Raw genomic sequence first — 15,874 nt, 5'->3', positions numbered from 1 at the left:
TTGAGCGCTGACGTGATGAGGGTTGCGCACGCCGAGCGCGAGCTCGTCGCTCGCCTCGACGCGGCCCTGCCGCAGACCCAGTGCACGCGCTGCGGTTTTCCCGATTGCGCGGCCTATGCGCAGGCGATCGCACGGGGTCAGGCCGACATCAACCAGTGTCCGCCTGGCGGCGCCGAAGGCGTGGTCAGGCTGGCCGCGATCAGCGGCCGGCCGGTCAAGGCGCTGGACCCCGGCCATGGGCTGGAATCGGTACGCACGCTGGCCATCATTGACGAGGACTGGTGCATAGGCTGCACGCTGTGCATCAAGGCCTGCCCGACCGACGCCATCGTGGGCGGCAACAAGCGCATGCACACCGTGATCGAGCCCTGGTGCACTGGCTGCGAACTGTGCATCCCGGTCTGCCCGGTCGACTGCATCTCGCTGGTCAGCGCCAGCGGCGAGCTGACCGGATGGTCTGCCTGGTCGCCCGAGCAGGCCGGACAGGCACGCGAGCGCTACCAATGGCGCCAGCAGCGCCAGCAGCGCGAAGAAACGGAACACCAGGAGCGCCAGCAGCACAAGGCCCAGCACAAGCTGGAGCACCTGGCCGAACATTCCAAGCTGACCGATCCGGCGGTGCTCGACAAGAGGCGCGCCATGATCGAGGCCGCGCTGGCGCGCTCGCGCGCGGCCAGGCAGGCAAAAGCCTGATCAGCGCCTGATCAGTCCTGGCGCGCGGCGGGACGCGCGCCCTGCCCGTTCAGCCCCAGACGCGCGAACAAGGCGCGGTCGTGTTCGGCCTGTGGGTTGCAGGTCGTCAGCAGCCGGTCGCCATAGAAGATCGAGTTGGCGCCAGCCGCGAAGCACAGCGCCTGCAGCGCGTCGTCCATCTGCTCGCGCCCGGCCGACAGGCGCACCATGGTGGTCGGCATGGTGATGCGGGCCACCGCGATCGTGCGCACGAACTCGAACGGGTCGATCGGCTCGGTGCCCTCCAGCGGCGTGCCGGGCACCGCGACCAGGTTGTTGATCGGCACCGACTCCGGGTAGGGGTCGAGGTTGGCCAGCTGCGCGATCAGGCCGGCGCGTTGCTCGCGCGTCTCGCCCAGGCCCACGATGCCGCCGCAGCAGACGTTGATGCCGGCGTCGCGCACATGCCGCAGCGTGTCGAGCCGGTCCTGGTAGGTCCGGGTGCTGATGATCTCGCCGTAGAAATCGGGCGCGCTGTCGAGGTTGTGGTTGTAGTAGTCGAGGCCGGCGTCCTTGAGCTGGAGCGCCTGCTGCTGGTCGAGCATGCCCAGCGTCATGCAGGTCTCCAGCCCCAGCGCGCGCACGCCCTGCACCATCTCGGCGACCTGCTCCATGTCGCGCTCCTTGGGGCTGCGCCAGGCCGCGCCCATGCAGAAGCGCGACGCGCCCTGCTCGCGGGCGGCCTGCGCCGCCGCCAGCACCTCGTCGAGCGGCATCAGCTTGCTGGCCTCGACCCCCCCTTCGTGCTGTGCCGATTGCGGACAGTAGCCGCAGTCCTCCGAGCAGCCGCCGGTCTTGATCGACAGCAGCGTCGAGAGCTGGACCTCGTTGGGATCGAAATGCGCGCGATGCACCTGCTGGGCCTGAAACAACAGGTCCATGAAGGGCAGCTCGAACAGTTCGGCGACGGCAGCGACCGACCAGCGGGTGGCGGGGACACCCGCCTCGGGACGGCGGATGGCGGATACGGGGATGGAGGCGACGGTGTTCATGTCGGTCGGATTATCCCAGCGCCGCGATCACCTCGGCCGGCGCCTGCACCAGCTCGATCAGCACCCCCTCGCCCGCGATCGGAAACTCGTCGTTCGATTTCGGGTGCAGGAAGGTGATGTCATAGCCAGCCGCCCCCTTGCGGATGCCGCCCGGCGCGAAGCGCACGCCATTCGCGCTCAGCCATTCGACCGCCTTGGTCAGGTCGTCGATCCACAGGCCGACATGGTTGAGCGGCGTCTGGTGCACCGCCGGCTTCTTCTCGGGGTCGAGCGGCTGCATCAGGTCGACCTCGACCTTGTAGGGGCCTTGACCCATGGCGCAGATGTCCTCGTCGACGTTCTCGCGCTCGCTGCGGAACTGGCCGGTGACTTCCAGGCCGAGCATCTCGACCCAGAGCTTCTGCAGCCGGGTCTTGTCGGGGCCGCCGATGGCGATCTGCTGGATGCCCAGCACCTTGAACGGACGCTGGACCGCGCTCATTGCTCGAACTCCACGATGGCCTGGTCGACCACCAGCGACTCGCCCTTGGTGGCGAGCACCTTGGCGACCACGCCATCGGCGGCGGCGAACAGCACGTTTTCCATCTTCATCGCCTCGATCACCGCGACGCGCTCGCCGGCCTGGACCTTCTGGCCCGGCTTGACCGCGACCTCGACCAGCAGGCCCGGCATCGGCGACAGCACGAACTGGCTCAGGTCGGGAGCGGCCTTGTAGGGCATCTGGCGATAGAGCTCGGCCATGCGCGGCGAGACCACCATGCACTCGAGCTTGGTGCCGTTGTGCTGCACCACCAGCGCCAGCGGGTTCTTGACCGAGCCGCGCTCAAGCTGGGCCGTGAAGGGCTGACCGTCGACCTCGCCGGTGACCACGACGTCGTTGAGGCGCGAGGGCGAGCTCATCTTGTAGCGCTTGTCGCCGACCTGGACCAGGGCCGAGCCCGGCTCGCCGGTGAACTCGTCCACATGGACCCTGGTGTAGCTGTGATTGCCTTCCATGTCGAGGCTGATGACGGTGTAGTCCTTGCCGACCTGGACGCCATAGCCCGGCAGCTGACCCGAGATGCCCGAGGCGCGCTCGCGCGACTTGCGGCGCACGAAGGCGGCCAGCGCGACCAGGAAGTCCTGATCGTCATGCGGCACGTCCTCGGCGCGGAAACCACCCGCGTAGTGGTGTGCGATGAAGCCGGTGTTGAAGTTGCCGCTGACGAACTCCGGGTGCGCCAGCAGCGCGGCCTGGAATGGGATGTTGGAATTGATGCCGCGGATCACGAAGCCGTTGAGCGCCTCGCGCATCTTGGCGATCGCCTCATCGCGGTCCTTGCCGTGCACGATCAGCTTGGCGATCATCGAGTCGTAGAACATCGGGATCTCGCCGCCCTCGAACACGCCGGTGTCGACCCGCACGCCGTACCTGTGGTCGGTGTCGGCCTGCCACATGCTTTCCTTCGGGGGCGTGAAGCGCACCAGGCGGCCGGTCGAGGGCAGGAAGTTGCGGAACGGGTCCTCGGCGTTGATGCGGCACTCGATCGCCCAGCCCTCGCGCTTGACCTCGGCCTGCGTGAAGGTCAGCTTTTCGCCGGCGGCGACGCGGATCATCTGCTCGACCAGGTCCAGCCCGGTGATGCACTCAGTGACCGGGTGCTCGACCTGCAGGCGGGTGTTCATCTCCAGGAAATAGAAGTCCTGGTCCTTGCCGACCACGAACTCGACCGTGCCGGCCGACTGGTACTGCACGGCCTTGGCCAGCGCGACCGCCTGCTCGCCCATGGCCTGGCGGGTGGCGTCGGAGATGAAGGGGCTGGGCGCCTCCTCGATCACCTTCTGGTGCCGGCGCTGGATCGAGCATTCACGCTCGTTGAGATAGACCACGTTGCCGTGACTGTCGCCCAGGATCTGGATCTCGATATGGCGCGGCTGCTCGACGAACTTCTCGATGAAGATGCGGTCGTCGCCGAAGCTGTTGCGCGCCTCGTTCTGGCAGGCGGTGAAGCCCTCGAACGCTTCCTTGTCGTTGAAGGCCACGCGCAGGCCCTTGCCGCCGCCACCGGCCGACGCCTTGATCATGACCGGATAGCCGATGCCCTGGGCGATGCCGACCGCCGCCTCGGCATTGGCGATCGGGTCGTTGTAGCCCGGAATGGTGTTGACCTGGGCCGCGTTGGCCAGCTTCTTGGAGGCGATCTTGTCGCCCATGGCCGCGATCGAATGGGCCTTCGGGCCGATGAAGGCGATGCCCTCCTCCTCGCAGCGCTGGGCGAAGGCCTCGTTCTCGGACAGGAAACCATAGCCGGGGTGGATGGCCTCGGCGCCGGTGGCCTTGGCGGCCGCGATGATCTTGTCGGCGACCAGGTAGGACTCGCGGCTCGGGGCCGGGCCCAGCAGCACGGCCTCGTCGGCCAGGCGCACATGGCGCGCCTCATTGTCGGCCTCGGAATAGACCGCCACGGTGGCGATGCCCATCTTGCGGGCGGTGGCGATGACGCGGCAGGCGATTTCGCCGCGGTTGGCGATCAGGATCTTCTTGAACATGTTGTGTATCTCCTCGGGCGCTTAGAGCGGGATGTTGCCGTGCTTGCGCCACGGGTTTTCGATCTTCTTGTCCTTGAGCATGACCAGGCTGCGGCAGATGCGCTTGCGCGTCTCGTGCGGCAGGATCACGTCATCGATGTAGCCGCGCTCGGCCGCGACGAAGGGGTTGGCGAAGCGGGCCTTGTACTCGGCCTCGCGCTCGGCGAGCTTGGCCGGATTCTTCTTCTCCTCGCGGAAGATGATCTCGACCGCGCCCTTGGCGCCCATCACGGCGATCTCGGCGTTCGGCCAGGCCAGGTTGACGTCGCCGCGCAGGTGCTTGGACGCCATCACGTCGTAGGCGCCGCCATAGGCCTTGCGGGTGATCACGGTGATCTTCGGGACCGTGCATTCGGCGTAGGCATAGAGCAGCTTGGCGCCATGCTTGATGATGCCGCCGAACTCCTGCGTGGTGCCGGGCATGAAGCCGGGCACGTCGACGAAGGTCACCACCGGGATGTTGAAGGCGTCGCAGAAGCGCACGAAGCGCGCGGCCTTGATCGAGCTCTTGATGTCGAGGCAGCCGGCCAGCACCAGCGGCTGGTTGGCCACGATGCCCACCGTCTGGCCATCCATGCGCGCGAAGCCGATGATGATGTTGGCCGCGTAATGGGGCTGGATCTCGAAGAAGTCGCCGTCATCGACCGTCTTGACGATCAGCTCCTTCATGTCGTAGGCCTTGTTCGGGTTGTCCGGCACCAGCGTGTCCAGACTCAGGTCCATGCGGTCGATCGGATCGCCGCTCGGACGCACCGGGGCCTTTTCGCGGTTGTTCAGCGGCAGGTAGTTGTAGAGGCGACGCAGCATCAGCAGCGCCTCGACGTCGTTCTCGAACGCCAGGTCGGCCACGCCGGACTTGGTCGAATGGGTCACGGCGCCGCCGAGCTCCTCGGCGGTCACTTCCTCGTGGGTGACGGTCTTGACCACCTCGGGGCCGGTCACGAACATGTAGGAGCTGTCCTTGACCATGAAGATGAAGTCGGTCATGGCGGGCGAATACACCGCGCCGCCAGCCGACGGCCCCATGATCATCGAGATCTGCGGCACCACGCCCGAAGCCATCACGTTGCGCAGGAACACGTCGGCGTAACCGCCCAGCGAGGCGACGCCTTCCTGGATGCGGGCACCGCCCGAATCGTTCAGGCCGATCACCGGCGCGCCGACCTTCATCGCCTGGTCCATCACCTTGCAGATCTTCTCGGCATGGGCCTCGGACAGGGCGCCGCCAAAGACCGTGAAGTCCTGGCTGAAGACGAAGACCAGGCGGCCGTTGATCATGCCGTAGCCGGTCACGACGCCGTCACCCGGGATCTTGTTGCCCTCCATGCCGAAGTCGGTGCAGCGGTGCTCGACGAACATGTCCCATTCCTCGAAGGTGCCCTCGTCGAGCAGGACTTCAAGGCGCTCGCGCGCGCTCAACTTGCCCTTGGCGTGCTGCGCATCGATGCGCTTTTGCCCGCCGCCGAGGCGCGCGGCCTCGCGTTTCTGCTCCAGTTGTTGCAGGATTTCTTGCATGGTGGTGGTCTCCGGGGGGATGAATCAGTTGAACAGTTCCAGCAGCTGGCGTGCTGCCGTCGAGGCGGGCAGCTGGCCCTGCAGGACCTGGCTGGTGGTGTTGTCGAGTTGCGCCTTCACGGCGGGGTGGTCGCGGAAACGCTGGCGCAGGCCGGCCTCGATGCGTTCCCACATCCAGGACTGGGCCTGGCGCTGGCGCTTGGCGGCGAAGCGGCCGTTGTCGCGCTGCAATTGCCCAAAGCGGCTGACCTGCTGCCAGAACTCGGCCACGCCCTGGCCCTGCAAGGCGCTGAGCTGGACCACGGTCGGCTGCCACTGGCTGTCGTCATGGGGGTCATGCTCGGGGTTGCCGTGGTGGCCCAACAGGCGCAGCGAGGACTGGATCTGGAGCTGGGCGCGCGTGGCGGCGAGCGGGTCGAGGTCGGCCTTGTTGATCACGACCAGGTCGGCCAGCTCCATCACGCCCTTCTTGATCGCCTGCAGCTCGTCGCCCGCGTTGGGCAGCTGCAGCAGGCAGAAGATGTCGGTCATGTTGGCGACCGCGGTCTCGGACTGGCCGACGCCGACCGTCTCGACGATCACGATGTCGTAGCCGGCGGCCTCGCAGACCAGCATCGCCTCGCGCGTCTTCTCGGCCACGCCGCCCAGCGTGCCGCTGCTCGGGCTGGGCCGGATGTAGGCGCGCTGGTGCACCGAGAGCCGCTCCATGCGGGTCTTGTCACCCAGGATGGAGCCGCCCGAGACGCTCGACGACGGGTCGATCGCCAGCACCGCGACGCGATGCCCCTGCTCGATCAGATACAGTCCGAGCGCCTCGATGAAGGTCGACTTGCCGACTCCCGGCACGCCGCTGATGCCGAGCCGCAGCGCGCGTCCGGTGTGCGGCAGCAAGGCGGTCAGCAATTCGTCGGCCTGCAGCCGGTGGTCGGCGCGAGTCGACTCCAGCAGCGTGATGGCCTTGGCCATGGCACGCCGCTGCACGGTCGGATTACCCTCGGTGATGCCTGGCAACAGCATGGCGGGCATGGCGGATCAGGCGATCGCCTTCTTGATCTGCTCCAGCACGTCCTTGGCGCTGGCCGGGATCGGGGTGCCCGGGCCGTAGACGCCCTTGACGCCGGCCTCGTACAGCATCTCGTAGTCCTGGCGCGGAATCACGCCGCCGACGAAGACGATGATGTCATCGGCGCCCTGCTTCTTGAGCTCGGCGATGATGGCCGGCACCAGGGTCTTGTGGCCGGCGGCCAGGGTCGAGACGCCGACCGCGTGCACGTCGTTCTCGATCGCCTGGCGCGCGCATTCCTCGGGGGTCTGGAACAGCGGGCCCATGTCGACGTCGAAGCCGAGGTCGGCGAAGGCCGTGGCCACCACCTTGGCGCCCCGGTCGTGGCCGTCCTGGCCCAGCTTGGCGATCATCACGCGCGGGCGACGGCCCTGCGCGGTGGCGAAATCGGCGATCTCGGCCTTGAGCTTGTCCCAGCCCTCGGCCGAGTCGTAGGCGGCGGCGTAGACGCCGGTCACCTTCTGCGTGTCGGCGCGGTGGCGGCCGTAGACCTTTTCCAGCGCGTCGGAGACCTCGCCGACGGTGGCGCGCAGGCGGACCGCCTGGATCGCCAAGTCCAGCAGGTTGCCCGATCCGGATTCGGCGGCGGCGGTCAGCGCATCGAGCGCGGCGGCCACGGCCGCGCTGTCGCGGCTGGCCTTGATCGCCTGCAGGCGGGCGATCTGGCCGTCGCGCACCCGGACGTTGTCGACATCGAGGGTGTCGATCGGGTCTTCCTTGGCCAGCTTGTACTTGTTGACGCCGACGATCACGTCCTTGCCCGAATCGATGCGGGCCTGCTTCTCGGCGGCTGCCGCCTCGATCTTGAGCTTGGCCCAGCCCGAACCGACCGCCTTGGTCATGCCGCCCATGGCATCGACCTCCTCGATGATGGCCCAGGCCTTGTCGGCCATCTCCTGCGTCAGCGACTCCATCAGGTAGGAGCCGGCCCAGGGATCGACCACGTTGGTGATATGGGTCTCTTCCTGGATGATGAGCTGGGTGTTGCGCGCGATGCGCGAGCTGAACTCGGTCGGCAGCGCGATCGCCTCGTCGAGCGAGTTGGTGTGCAGCGACTGGGTGCCACCGAACACCGCCGCCATGGCCTCGATGGTGGTGCGCACCACGTTGTTGTACGGGTCCTGCTCGGTCAGCGACCAGCCCGAGGTCTGGCTGTGCGTGCGCAGCATCAGGCTCTTGGGGTTCTTGGCGTCGAAACCCTTCATGATGCGGGCCCACAGCAGGCGGGCCGCGCGCATCTTGGCGATCTCGAGGTAGAAGTTCATGCCGACCGCCCAGAAGAAGGACAGCCGGCCCGCGAACGCGTCCACATCCATGCCCTTGGCGATCGCGGTCTTGACGTATTCCTTGCCGTCGGCCAGCGTGAAGGCCATCTCGAGCACCTGGTTGGCACCGGCTTCCTGCATGTGGTAGCCCGAGATCGAGATCGAGTTGAACTTGGGCATCTTCTGCGCCGTGTACTCGATGATGTCGCCGATGATCTTCATCGACGGCTCGGGCGGGTAGATGTAGGTGTTGCGGACCATGAACTCCTTCAGAATGTCGTTCTGAATCGTTCCGGCCAGCTGGTCCTGGCTGACGCCCTGCTCCTCGGCGGCCACCACATAGCCAGCCAGCACCGGCAGCACCGCGCCGTTCATGGTCATCGAGACCGACACCTTGTCGAGCGGAATGCCGTCGAACAGGATCTTCATGTCCTCGACCGAGTCGATCGCCACGCCGGCCTTGCCGACGTCACCGGTCACGCGCGGATGGTCCGAGTCATAGCCGCGGTGCGTTGCGAGGTCGAACGCGACCGAGACGCCCTGGCCGCCGGCGGCCAGCGCCTTGCGGTAGAAGGCGTTCGATTCCTCGGCGGTCGAGAAACCCGCGTACTGGCGGATGGTCCAGGGGCGCACGGCGTACATCGTGGCCTGCGGGCCACGGATGAAGGGCTCGAAGCCGGGCAGCGTGTTGGTGAAGGGCAGCGCCTTCACGTCCTCTGCGGTATAGAGCGGCTTGACCGTGATGCCGTCGGGCGTGAGCCAGTTCAGCTTGTCGAGCGAGCCGTCCTTGACGGACTTCTGAGCGGCTTTTTCCCAATCAGCCAGGGTGGCGGGTTTGAATTCGGACGACATAAAAAGGACACCTTAGTGAGCAAGACTGCCTTATTCTACGTCATTCATAATTATTGATACAAAATTTTTGATCCGGTAAAATGTCGAGCCCAGTAAGGAATGCACACCATGGCCGCCCTCTCCCTGTCTCCCCGCGCACTGTATGTAGAAGTGGCCGAGCTGCTGCGCCAGCGCATCTACAACCGCGAGCTGGCGCCGGGCAGCTGGATCGACGAGCTACGCATCGCCGAGGAGCTCGGCATCAGCCGCACCCCGCTGCGCGAGGCGCTCAAGGTGCTGGCGACCGAAGGCCTGGTCACGATGAAGGTCAGGCGCGGCGCCTACGTGACCGAAGTATCCGAACAAGACTTGCGTGAAGTTTACGAACTGCTGTCGCTGCTCGAATCCGATGCCGCCGCCGCCCTGTGCCGCTTGGCCGACGACGCCGATCTGGCCGAGCTCGAAGCCTTGCATGGCCAGCTCGAACAGGCCGCCAGGCCCGTAACGGGCTCGCGCGACCGGTTCTTCGAACTCAACGAGCAGTTCCACCGCCACATGCTCGAACTGGCGCAGAACCGCTGGCGGGTCCAGATCGTGGCCGACCTGCGCAAGGTGATGAAGCTCAATCGCCAGGGCTCGCTGTTCAAGGCGGGACGGATCGAGGAATCGCTGGCCGAGCACCGGGCCATCCTGGATGCGCTGCTGGCGCGCGACGAAGCCTTGGCGGCGCGGCGCGTGCGCGATCATTTCGCCTCGGGACTGCAGGCAGCCGCGGGCTGAGCCGCCAGCAGAAATATCACGCGCGAAAAGTTTGCCAGATCGGAAATTTCACGCTTTGAACGGCGACAATGTTGTTCATCGTCCTGTCTATTCCACCATGAAACTTTCGACCGCGAAATGCCTGTTCGCGCTCCTGCTCGGCTGGCTGACGGTCGGCATGGCACGAGCAAACTGCCTGGGGGACCCCAAGGCCGACCAGGTGCAGCAGGTGCATGTGGTGCCGCAGCTGACTCCGAGCGTGTTGCTAGGCAAATGGGCGCCGCTGCTCGAACAGCTGGGCCGTCAGACCGGACTCTGCTTCGAGTTGCACATCGCGCCGAGCATTCCGGATTTCGAAACAGCCTTGCTCGCGGGACAACCCGACTTTGCCTTCGTCAATCCCTATCACGAAGTCATGGCCAGGAAAGCGCAGGGCTACCTGCCGCTGGTGGTCGATAGCAAGGAAAAGCTCAGTGGCATCCTGCTGGTGCGGGCCGACAGTCCGATCCAGTCGCTCAAGGAGCTCGATGGCCAACCGATCGCCTTTCCGGCCCCCAACGCCTTCGCGGCCTCGCTGCTGATACGCTCGCGGCTGGCGCAGCAGGGCATCCGGATCCAGCCCAAGTATGTCAAGACCCATGCCAACGTCTACCGGGCCGTGATCATCGGCGACGTGCTGGCTGGCGGCGGCGTCAACAACACCCTGGAACGGGAAAGCCCCAGCGTGCGCGAGCAGCTGCGCATCCTGCATGAGACGCCAGGCTACGCACCGCACCCCTTTGTCGCCCACCCCCGTGTGGCATCGGACCTGCGCGAGGCCGTGATCGCCGCCTTCCTCAAGCTCGGCGAGATGGAGTCAGGACGCAAGCTGCTCGACGGCATCCAGATCCCCAGTCCGGTGCGCGCCCACTACGCGCGCGACTATGCGCCGCTGGAATCACTGCAGATCGAGAAATTCTTGGCCCAAAGTGAAAAACCCTGAGTGCCGGCCCCCGCGCCGCAGCGGCTTCGACTCGCCCCAATTGTTCTATACGGGTCTGCTATCGACCGGGGTCGTGATCGTGCTGTTCACGCTGCTGGGCGCGTTCTGGTTCGAGCGTCAGTCACACGTGCTGCGGCGCGAGGGGCAACAGCGTGCCGCCTCGTTGCTGGCCGAGGGCCTGGCCCATGCGGTTGAAAACGACCTGATCACGCGCGACTTCGCCGCCCTGGAAGCACGGCTGATCCAGACCACGTCCGACGAGCAGGTGGTCTCGGTGCTGCTGGCCGACAACCAGGGACAGCTGCTGTCCCATGTCAGGCGCCGCTCGGCCGGCGAGCCGGCCGAGCCCCAGTTCCGTCCGATGTCGGTCAGCCCGCCGCCGCGCACGCCACTGTTCGAGCTGGAGGGCGAACAGCTCAGATTGTGGATACGGGTAGGCAGCGTCATGCCCATGGGCTGGTTGCGCATCGAACTCAAGGCCACCCAGAGTGATGCCGCCTTGCGCCAGTTGCAGCATCAGTTGCTGATGCTGTCGCTGGTCTCGGGCCTGGTGCTGATCACCGTGCTGGTCCTGGTGCTGCGCAAGACCCACGACCTGTTCCAGCAGCGCGAGGCCGGTCTGCTCAAGACCCAGCAGGTGCTGGAGAGAGTCGCCTACCATGACGGCCTGACCCGGCTGCCCAATCGCCATCTGCTGATGGACAGGCTGCGCCAGTCGCTGGCATCGGCCCAACGCCACGGCCACCGACTGGCGCTGTGCTTCATCGATCTCGACGGCTTCAAGCCGGTCAACGACCAGCATGGCCACGAGGCGGGCGACCATCTGTTGATCGAAATCGCCCGCCTGTTATCGAACGGCGTGCGCCAGGTCGACACGGTGGCCCGGCTCGGCGGCGACGAATTCGTGCTGCTGCTGCCCGACTTCGACCATGTGACCCAGATCGAGGAAATACTGGACCGCCTGCTGCAGGCGGTGAGCCAGCCCGTGGCGTACGGATCCGAGCGGTTGCAAGTCGGCATGAGCATCGGCATCGCGCTCTACCCCGACCATGCCGACAGTGGCGAAAAGCTGATCGAACGCGCCGACCAGGCGATGTACCTGGCCAAGCGCAGCGGCAAGAACCGCTGGATGTTTCACGAGGACTGCGCTTCGCCCGCCTTGAGCTGATCCTCCAGCAGCACCGCCTGCGCCATGGCCCAGACCTCGCGCGCGGACAAGGGCTTGAGCTTGTGGTTGCTCCAGACCTGGCGCCAGCGCCGGGCGCCGCGCTGGCCGTGGCGCATGCCCAGCATGTGGCGCGCGATCGGGTACCAGGGAGTGCCGTCCTCGGCCGCCTCGCGCTCCATGTAGGCCACCATCGCCAGTTCGATCTCGTCCTGACTCAGCGCGCAAGCCTCGCCACCGTAGTAGCGCTGATCCCAGTCCTGCATGATCCAGGGGTTGTAGTAGGCCTCGCGCCCGACCATCACGCCGTCGACCTGCTGCAGCTGCTCGGCGATCTGCTCATTCGTCTTGATGCCGCCGTTGACCGCGATGGTGAGCTGCGGAAAGTCCCGCTTGAGGCGCCAGGCCAGGTCATAGCGCAAGGGCGGGATCTCGCGGTTTTCCTTCGGGCTCAGGCCCTGCAGCCAGGCATTGCGCGCATGCACGATGAAGACCCCGCAGCCGGCTTCGCTGACCCGACCGACAAAGTCGGCGACGAAGTCGTAGCTCTCTATCTTGTCGATGCCGATGCGGTGCTTGACCGTGACGGGAATGTCCACCCTGTCGCGCATGGCCTTGACGCCATCGGCCACCAGAGCGGGCTCGTTCATCAGGCAGGCACCGAAGGCGCCGCGCTGCACGCGGTCGCTCGGACAGCCGCAGTTGAGGTTGATCTCGTCATAGCCCCAGTCCTGACCGAGCTTGGCGCAGTGGGCCAGGTCCGCCGAGTCGCTACCGCCGAGCTGCAGCGCGATCGGGTGCTCGGTCTCGTCAAAGCGCAGATGCCGGCGCGCTTCGCCATGCATCAGCGCGCCCGTCGTCACCATCTCGGTGTAGAGCCGCGTGTGCCGCGTGATCAGGCGATGCAGGTAGCGGCAATGTTTATCCGTCCAATCGAGCATCGGCGCGACGGACATGCGCCAACCTCTTGAAAACTCTAGTTTCTCTTCTAAATTCATTGGCTTGCGTGTACCTTTTTCCTTGTGGATTGTTGTGGTTGGTTGTGGATTCTTGTGGGTTTTGTACCCCTCGGTGGTACATTTCGAGCCACAAATCCACCGTGTACCACCAGGAAACCCGCCATGGGCACAATTACACCACGCAAGCGCAAGGACGGCTCGACCGGCTACCTGGCGCGCGTGCGCCTCAAGCAGGCCGGCGCCGTCATCCACGCCGAAACCCAGACCTTCGACCGCCAGCAAGCCGCCAAGGCCTGGATCCAGAAGCGCGAGACCGAACTCGCCGTCCCCGGCGCGCTCGACCGCCTCAAGGCCGACGACCCCAGCGTCGCCCACCTCATCGGCCAGTACATCGCCGAATCCCAACGCGACATCGGCCGCACCAAGACCCAAGTCCTGCAGACCATCCAGAACAGCGACTTCGCCCAGCACCAATGCTCCCAGGTCGACAGCGCCGCCGTCGTCCAGTGGCTGCAGACCCTCAACTGCCAACCCGCCACCCGGCAAAACTACCTGTCCCACCTGTCCGCCGTCGTCGCACTGGCCCAGCCCGTCTGGCGCTACCCCATCAGCTCCAGCGTCATGCAGGAAGCCCGCGTCGCCGCCGAACGCCTGGGCCTGATCGGCAAATCCCGCCAGCGCGAACGCCGCCCCACCCTCGACGAACTCGACCGCCTGCTCACCTACTTCACCGACTACGAATACCGCCGCGCCCGCTCCCCCGGCAAGCGCCCGCTGCCCATGGTCGACCTGGTCGTGTTCGCCCTCTTCTCCTCCCGCCGCCAGGAAGAAATTGCCAGCCTCACCTGGGAAGACTTCAACGATAAATTGGGCCAGATCATCGTGCGCGACATGAAACACCCCGGCGAGAAAATCGGCAACGACGCGCGCGTCGTCCTGCCCGATCACGCCCTGGCACTGGTCCGCCGGCGCTTCCAGCCCGGCGCCCAAGGCCGCATCTTCCCCGTCAACCCCCGCAGCGTCAGCGCCTCCTTCACCCGCGCCTGCGACCTGCTCGGCATCGACGACCTGCACTTCCACGACCTGCGCCACGAAGCCATCAGCCGCCTGTTCGAGCTGGGCTGGACCATCCCCCAGGCCGCCAGCGTCAGCGGCCACCGCACCTGGACCTCCCTCAAGCGCTACAGCCACCTGCACCAGGACGGCGACAAATACGCCGGCTGGCCCTGGCTCGCCCGACTCGGCCTGGTCCAGCCAGCCTAGCGCTCGCCCTCATCCGCCCCCAGGCACAACTGAACCTCGGCCTGCCGGCGCTTGACCAGGCCAGGCAACACACTTCTTCGGACTTTCTGGTTGATGAGCGCCAAGCTTCTGGGGTACACTCCGCTCCGTCAGCCCCCGCAAGAGGCTGACCGGGGGTGAGAGCCCGAATGGAGCGGCGACGAGCCGCACACTTGCAACGAGTGACAGCGGTTTTTTTTCGTCCGAACCCGAGACATCCGCACGCCCATGCACGGCGCGTGCCGGCAGTTTGGCGGTCCGGGCGGGGGAGCCGCAAGGCTCGCCGGTGCTCCATCGGTCTCTCAACCCCGTTCGGGCTGCCTCCTGTGTGAGAGCGGGAAGGCAGCGTTGCAATCCGAAACTGGAGCACGCGCCATGTCGCACACCCTCGTCAACGTGGAATTCCACGGCCAATCCCTCGTCGCCGTCCTGATCGACGGTCAGCCCTACGTCGCCATGAAGCCGATCTGCGAGAACATCGGCCTGCAGTGGAACGGCCAGTTCGAGCGCATCAACCGCAACCCTGTCATGAAAGAAGGTATTCGTGTCACACGAACACCTTCCAAGGGCGGCGATCAGGAAACCGTCTGCCTCCCGCTCGACATGCTCAACGGCTGGCTGTTCGGCGTCGATGTCAACCGGGTGCGCGAGGAAATCAAGCCCCGCCTGATCCAGTACCAGAAGGAATGCTTCGGCGTGCTGTTCCGGCACTTCATGCCGCAGCCGGCCGCGAGCGCACCAGCGCCCGCCCTGGCCCGCCCGCCCAAACTCAGCTGCGACGACCTCAGCTTCACCCGCCGCGACGCACAGGGCCGACGGGTCAACTGGTCGGTCGAGCCGCGCTGCCGCCTGTGGCACGAAGGCCTGGAGCGCGGCGAGGCCTTCTTCCGAGAAGTAGCCGAGCTGGCCGCGCACGATGAGCACGAGGCCTACAACGCGATTCGCTTTGCCTTTGGCGACGAATGGCAGCTTCCGACCAGCGGCAGCACTCAATGGAGCAACCGTGGCGCTGGCGAGGAAATGGGTTTTGCCGAGGCGGTAGCCCGGGCCGTGATCGATGGTCTGCGCGCGCGCCGCCATGGCGTCGACCCTTTCAACCCCGAGCGCAAGACCTCGCGTGGCCGCCCTCGCGACAAGTCCAGCGGCCCGAAACTGCTGCCGTCCGTTCTCACACCGCCGACCCAGCAGCGCCTGCTGGCCTGACTCGGTTCATAGCGGCCACAGCAGCCGCCACCAGATCAACGGCCACAGAATCAGCAGTCGCGCGTTCATGGCACATCCCCCACCCGCCGGCGCTGACAGTGGGGCGAGCACCCCGGCGGCCGACGGATCGAGCGCAGCACCTCGATGCCCTTGTGCACGATCAGCAACGCCGTGTAAGCCGACGTCAGAATCAGCACCCACTCCGACAATGGAATCCCCACCAGATCGAGGCCCGAGACGCCAATCGGTGGTGCGGCCTTGGCGGCTTCTGCCAGTTTCCCCATACTCCCTCCAAATTTTCCTCTAATTGCCACTCTCGACAAACAGCGTGTAATCCAATGCCGTCACAAGCAGCGACAGAACCACGCCCATGTTGATCCCGCTCGGTGATTTGGCTTGCCCCGATTGAACCGCGCCACCAGATCCGGACGGCACATAAGTTAGTCCTGAGAAATTTTTCGATCCATGTCCCTGTTTTGGCCCGCCATCGGTTCTAATCCTGCCCAGTGCGGCAGGTGCCGCGTCATGAGTACGAGGGAAACGGATGGGCAAGCGACTC

15 protein-coding genes are annotated in these 15,874 nt (G+C 65.9%); 6 read left to right on the top strand and 9 right to left on the bottom strand.

Going from position 1 to position 15,874, the window contains the following annotated elements:
- The first annotated feature begins 12 nt into the window (after positions 1 to 12).
- Complete coding sequence (gene rsxB / locus PHR85_RS04970) at positions 13 to 693, top strand: electron transport complex subunit RsxB (protein ID WP_300051249.1); 681 nt, start codon at positions 13 to 15, stop codon at positions 691 to 693.
- 11 nt (positions 694 to 704) lie between these two features.
- Here rsxB and bioB read toward each other — a convergent pair whose 3' ends face one another.
- From bioB to scpA, 6 genes are read right to left on the bottom strand one after another with little or no spacing between them, the layout of a single operon-like run.
- Entirely contained in the window at positions 705 to 1,724 is a 1,020-nt protein-coding gene (bioB, locus tag PHR85_RS04965; protein WP_300051247.1) for a biotin synthase BioB, read from the bottom strand.
- A 10-nt stretch (positions 1,725 to 1,734) separates the two neighbouring features.
- The gene (locus tag PHR85_RS04960; protein WP_300051245.1) at positions 1,735 to 2,205 is read right to left on the bottom strand and encodes a VOC family protein; all 471 of its coding nucleotides are present in this window, start codon (positions 2,203 to 2,205) and stop codon (positions 1,735 to 1,737) included.
- Positions 2,202 to 4,253 carry an acetyl/propionyl/methylcrotonyl-CoA carboxylase subunit alpha gene (locus PHR85_RS04955; RefSeq protein ID WP_300051242.1) on the bottom strand — a complete coding sequence of 684 codons (2,052 nt, stop codon included), beginning with the start codon at positions 4,251 to 4,253 and terminating at the stop codon, positions 2,202 to 2,204. Before PHR85_RS04955 ends, PHR85_RS04960 begins: the two co-directional genes overlap by 4 nt.
- Before the next feature lie 21 nt (positions 4,254 to 4,274).
- Entirely contained in the window at positions 4,275 to 5,807 is a 1,533-nt protein-coding gene (locus PHR85_RS04950; RefSeq protein WP_300051239.1) for an acyl-CoA carboxylase subunit beta, read from the bottom strand.
- Between the two features lie 24 nt (positions 5,808 to 5,831).
- Positions 5,832 to 6,833 carry a methylmalonyl Co-A mutase-associated GTPase MeaB gene (meaB, locus tag PHR85_RS04945; protein ID WP_300051236.1) on the bottom strand — a complete coding sequence of 334 codons (1,002 nt, stop codon included), beginning with the start codon at positions 6,831 to 6,833 and terminating at the stop codon, positions 5,832 to 5,834.
- A 6-nt stretch (positions 6,834 to 6,839) separates the two neighbouring features.
- A complete protein-coding gene (scpA, locus tag PHR85_RS04940) occupies positions 6,840 to 8,987 on the bottom strand; it encodes a methylmalonyl-CoA mutase (RefSeq protein ID WP_300051233.1) in 2,148 nt (715 codons plus the stop codon).
- Between the two features lie 108 nt (positions 8,988 to 9,095).
- On the opposite strand from scpA, the gene PHR85_RS04935 reads away from it, so the two are divergent.
- The 3 genes from PHR85_RS04935 to PHR85_RS04925 all read left to right on the top strand — a co-directional run bounded on the left by PHR85_RS04935 (position 9,096) and on the right by PHR85_RS04925 (position 11,875).
- Positions 9,096 to 9,746, top strand: a complete 651-nt coding sequence (locus tag PHR85_RS04935) for a GntR family transcriptional regulator (protein WP_300051231.1) — start codon at positions 9,096 to 9,098, stop codon at positions 9,744 to 9,746.
- A 97-nt stretch (positions 9,747 to 9,843) separates the two neighbouring features.
- Complete coding sequence (locus PHR85_RS04930; protein ID WP_300051229.1) at positions 9,844 to 10,707, top strand: phosphate/phosphite/phosphonate ABC transporter substrate-binding protein; 864 nt, start codon at positions 9,844 to 9,846, stop codon at positions 10,705 to 10,707.
- Positions 10,694 to 11,875 (top strand): GGDEF domain-containing protein, encoded by a 1,182-nt coding sequence (locus PHR85_RS04925; protein WP_300051227.1) that lies wholly within the window; start codon positions 10,694 to 10,696, stop codon positions 11,873 to 11,875. Before PHR85_RS04930 ends, PHR85_RS04925 begins: the two co-directional genes overlap by 14 nt.
- On the opposite strand, the gene dusA is transcribed toward PHR85_RS04925, so the two are convergent.
- Complete coding sequence (dusA, locus tag PHR85_RS04920) at positions 11,842 to 12,870, bottom strand: tRNA dihydrouridine(20/20a) synthase DusA (protein WP_300051225.1); 1,029 nt, start codon at positions 12,868 to 12,870, stop codon at positions 11,842 to 11,844. The two genes, PHR85_RS04925 and dusA, sit on opposite strands and share 34 nt — an antisense overlap.
- Before the next feature lie 123 nt (positions 12,871 to 12,993).
- On the opposite strand from dusA, the gene PHR85_RS04915 reads away from it, so the two are divergent.
- Positions 12,994 to 14,094, top strand: a complete 1,101-nt coding sequence (locus PHR85_RS04915; RefSeq protein ID WP_300051223.1) for a site-specific integrase — start codon at positions 12,994 to 12,996, stop codon at positions 14,092 to 14,094.
- A 393-nt stretch (positions 14,095 to 14,487) separates the two neighbouring features.
- Positions 14,488 to 15,315 (top strand): phage antirepressor N-terminal domain-containing protein, encoded by an 828-nt coding sequence (locus tag PHR85_RS04910; RefSeq protein WP_300051220.1) that lies wholly within the window; start codon positions 14,488 to 14,490, stop codon positions 15,313 to 15,315.
- A gap of 65 nt (positions 15,316 to 15,380) precedes the next feature.
- Here the strand turns inward: PHR85_RS04910 and PHR85_RS04905 are convergent, their stop codons facing one another.
- Together PHR85_RS04905 and PHR85_RS04900 are read right to left on the bottom strand one after the other, a co-directional pair.
- Positions 15,381 to 15,599: a hypothetical protein gene (locus tag PHR85_RS04905; RefSeq protein ID WP_300051217.1), complete on the bottom strand. Its 219-nt coding sequence runs from the start codon at positions 15,597 to 15,599 to the stop codon at positions 15,381 to 15,383.
- Positions 15,600 to 15,618: 19 nt separating this feature from the next.
- Positions 15,619 to 15,874 (bottom strand): hypothetical protein (locus PHR85_RS04900; RefSeq protein ID WP_300051214.1); only part of this gene is annotated, 256 nt, incomplete at its 5' end.

This window comes from Malikia sp. (assembly GCF_028687635.1).
Classification (GTDB): Bacteria; Pseudomonadota; Gammaproteobacteria; order Burkholderiales; family Burkholderiaceae_C; genus Malikia.
Note: the sequence above shows the minus strand (reverse complement) of the source record. Positions and strands in the feature narration are given on the sequence as shown.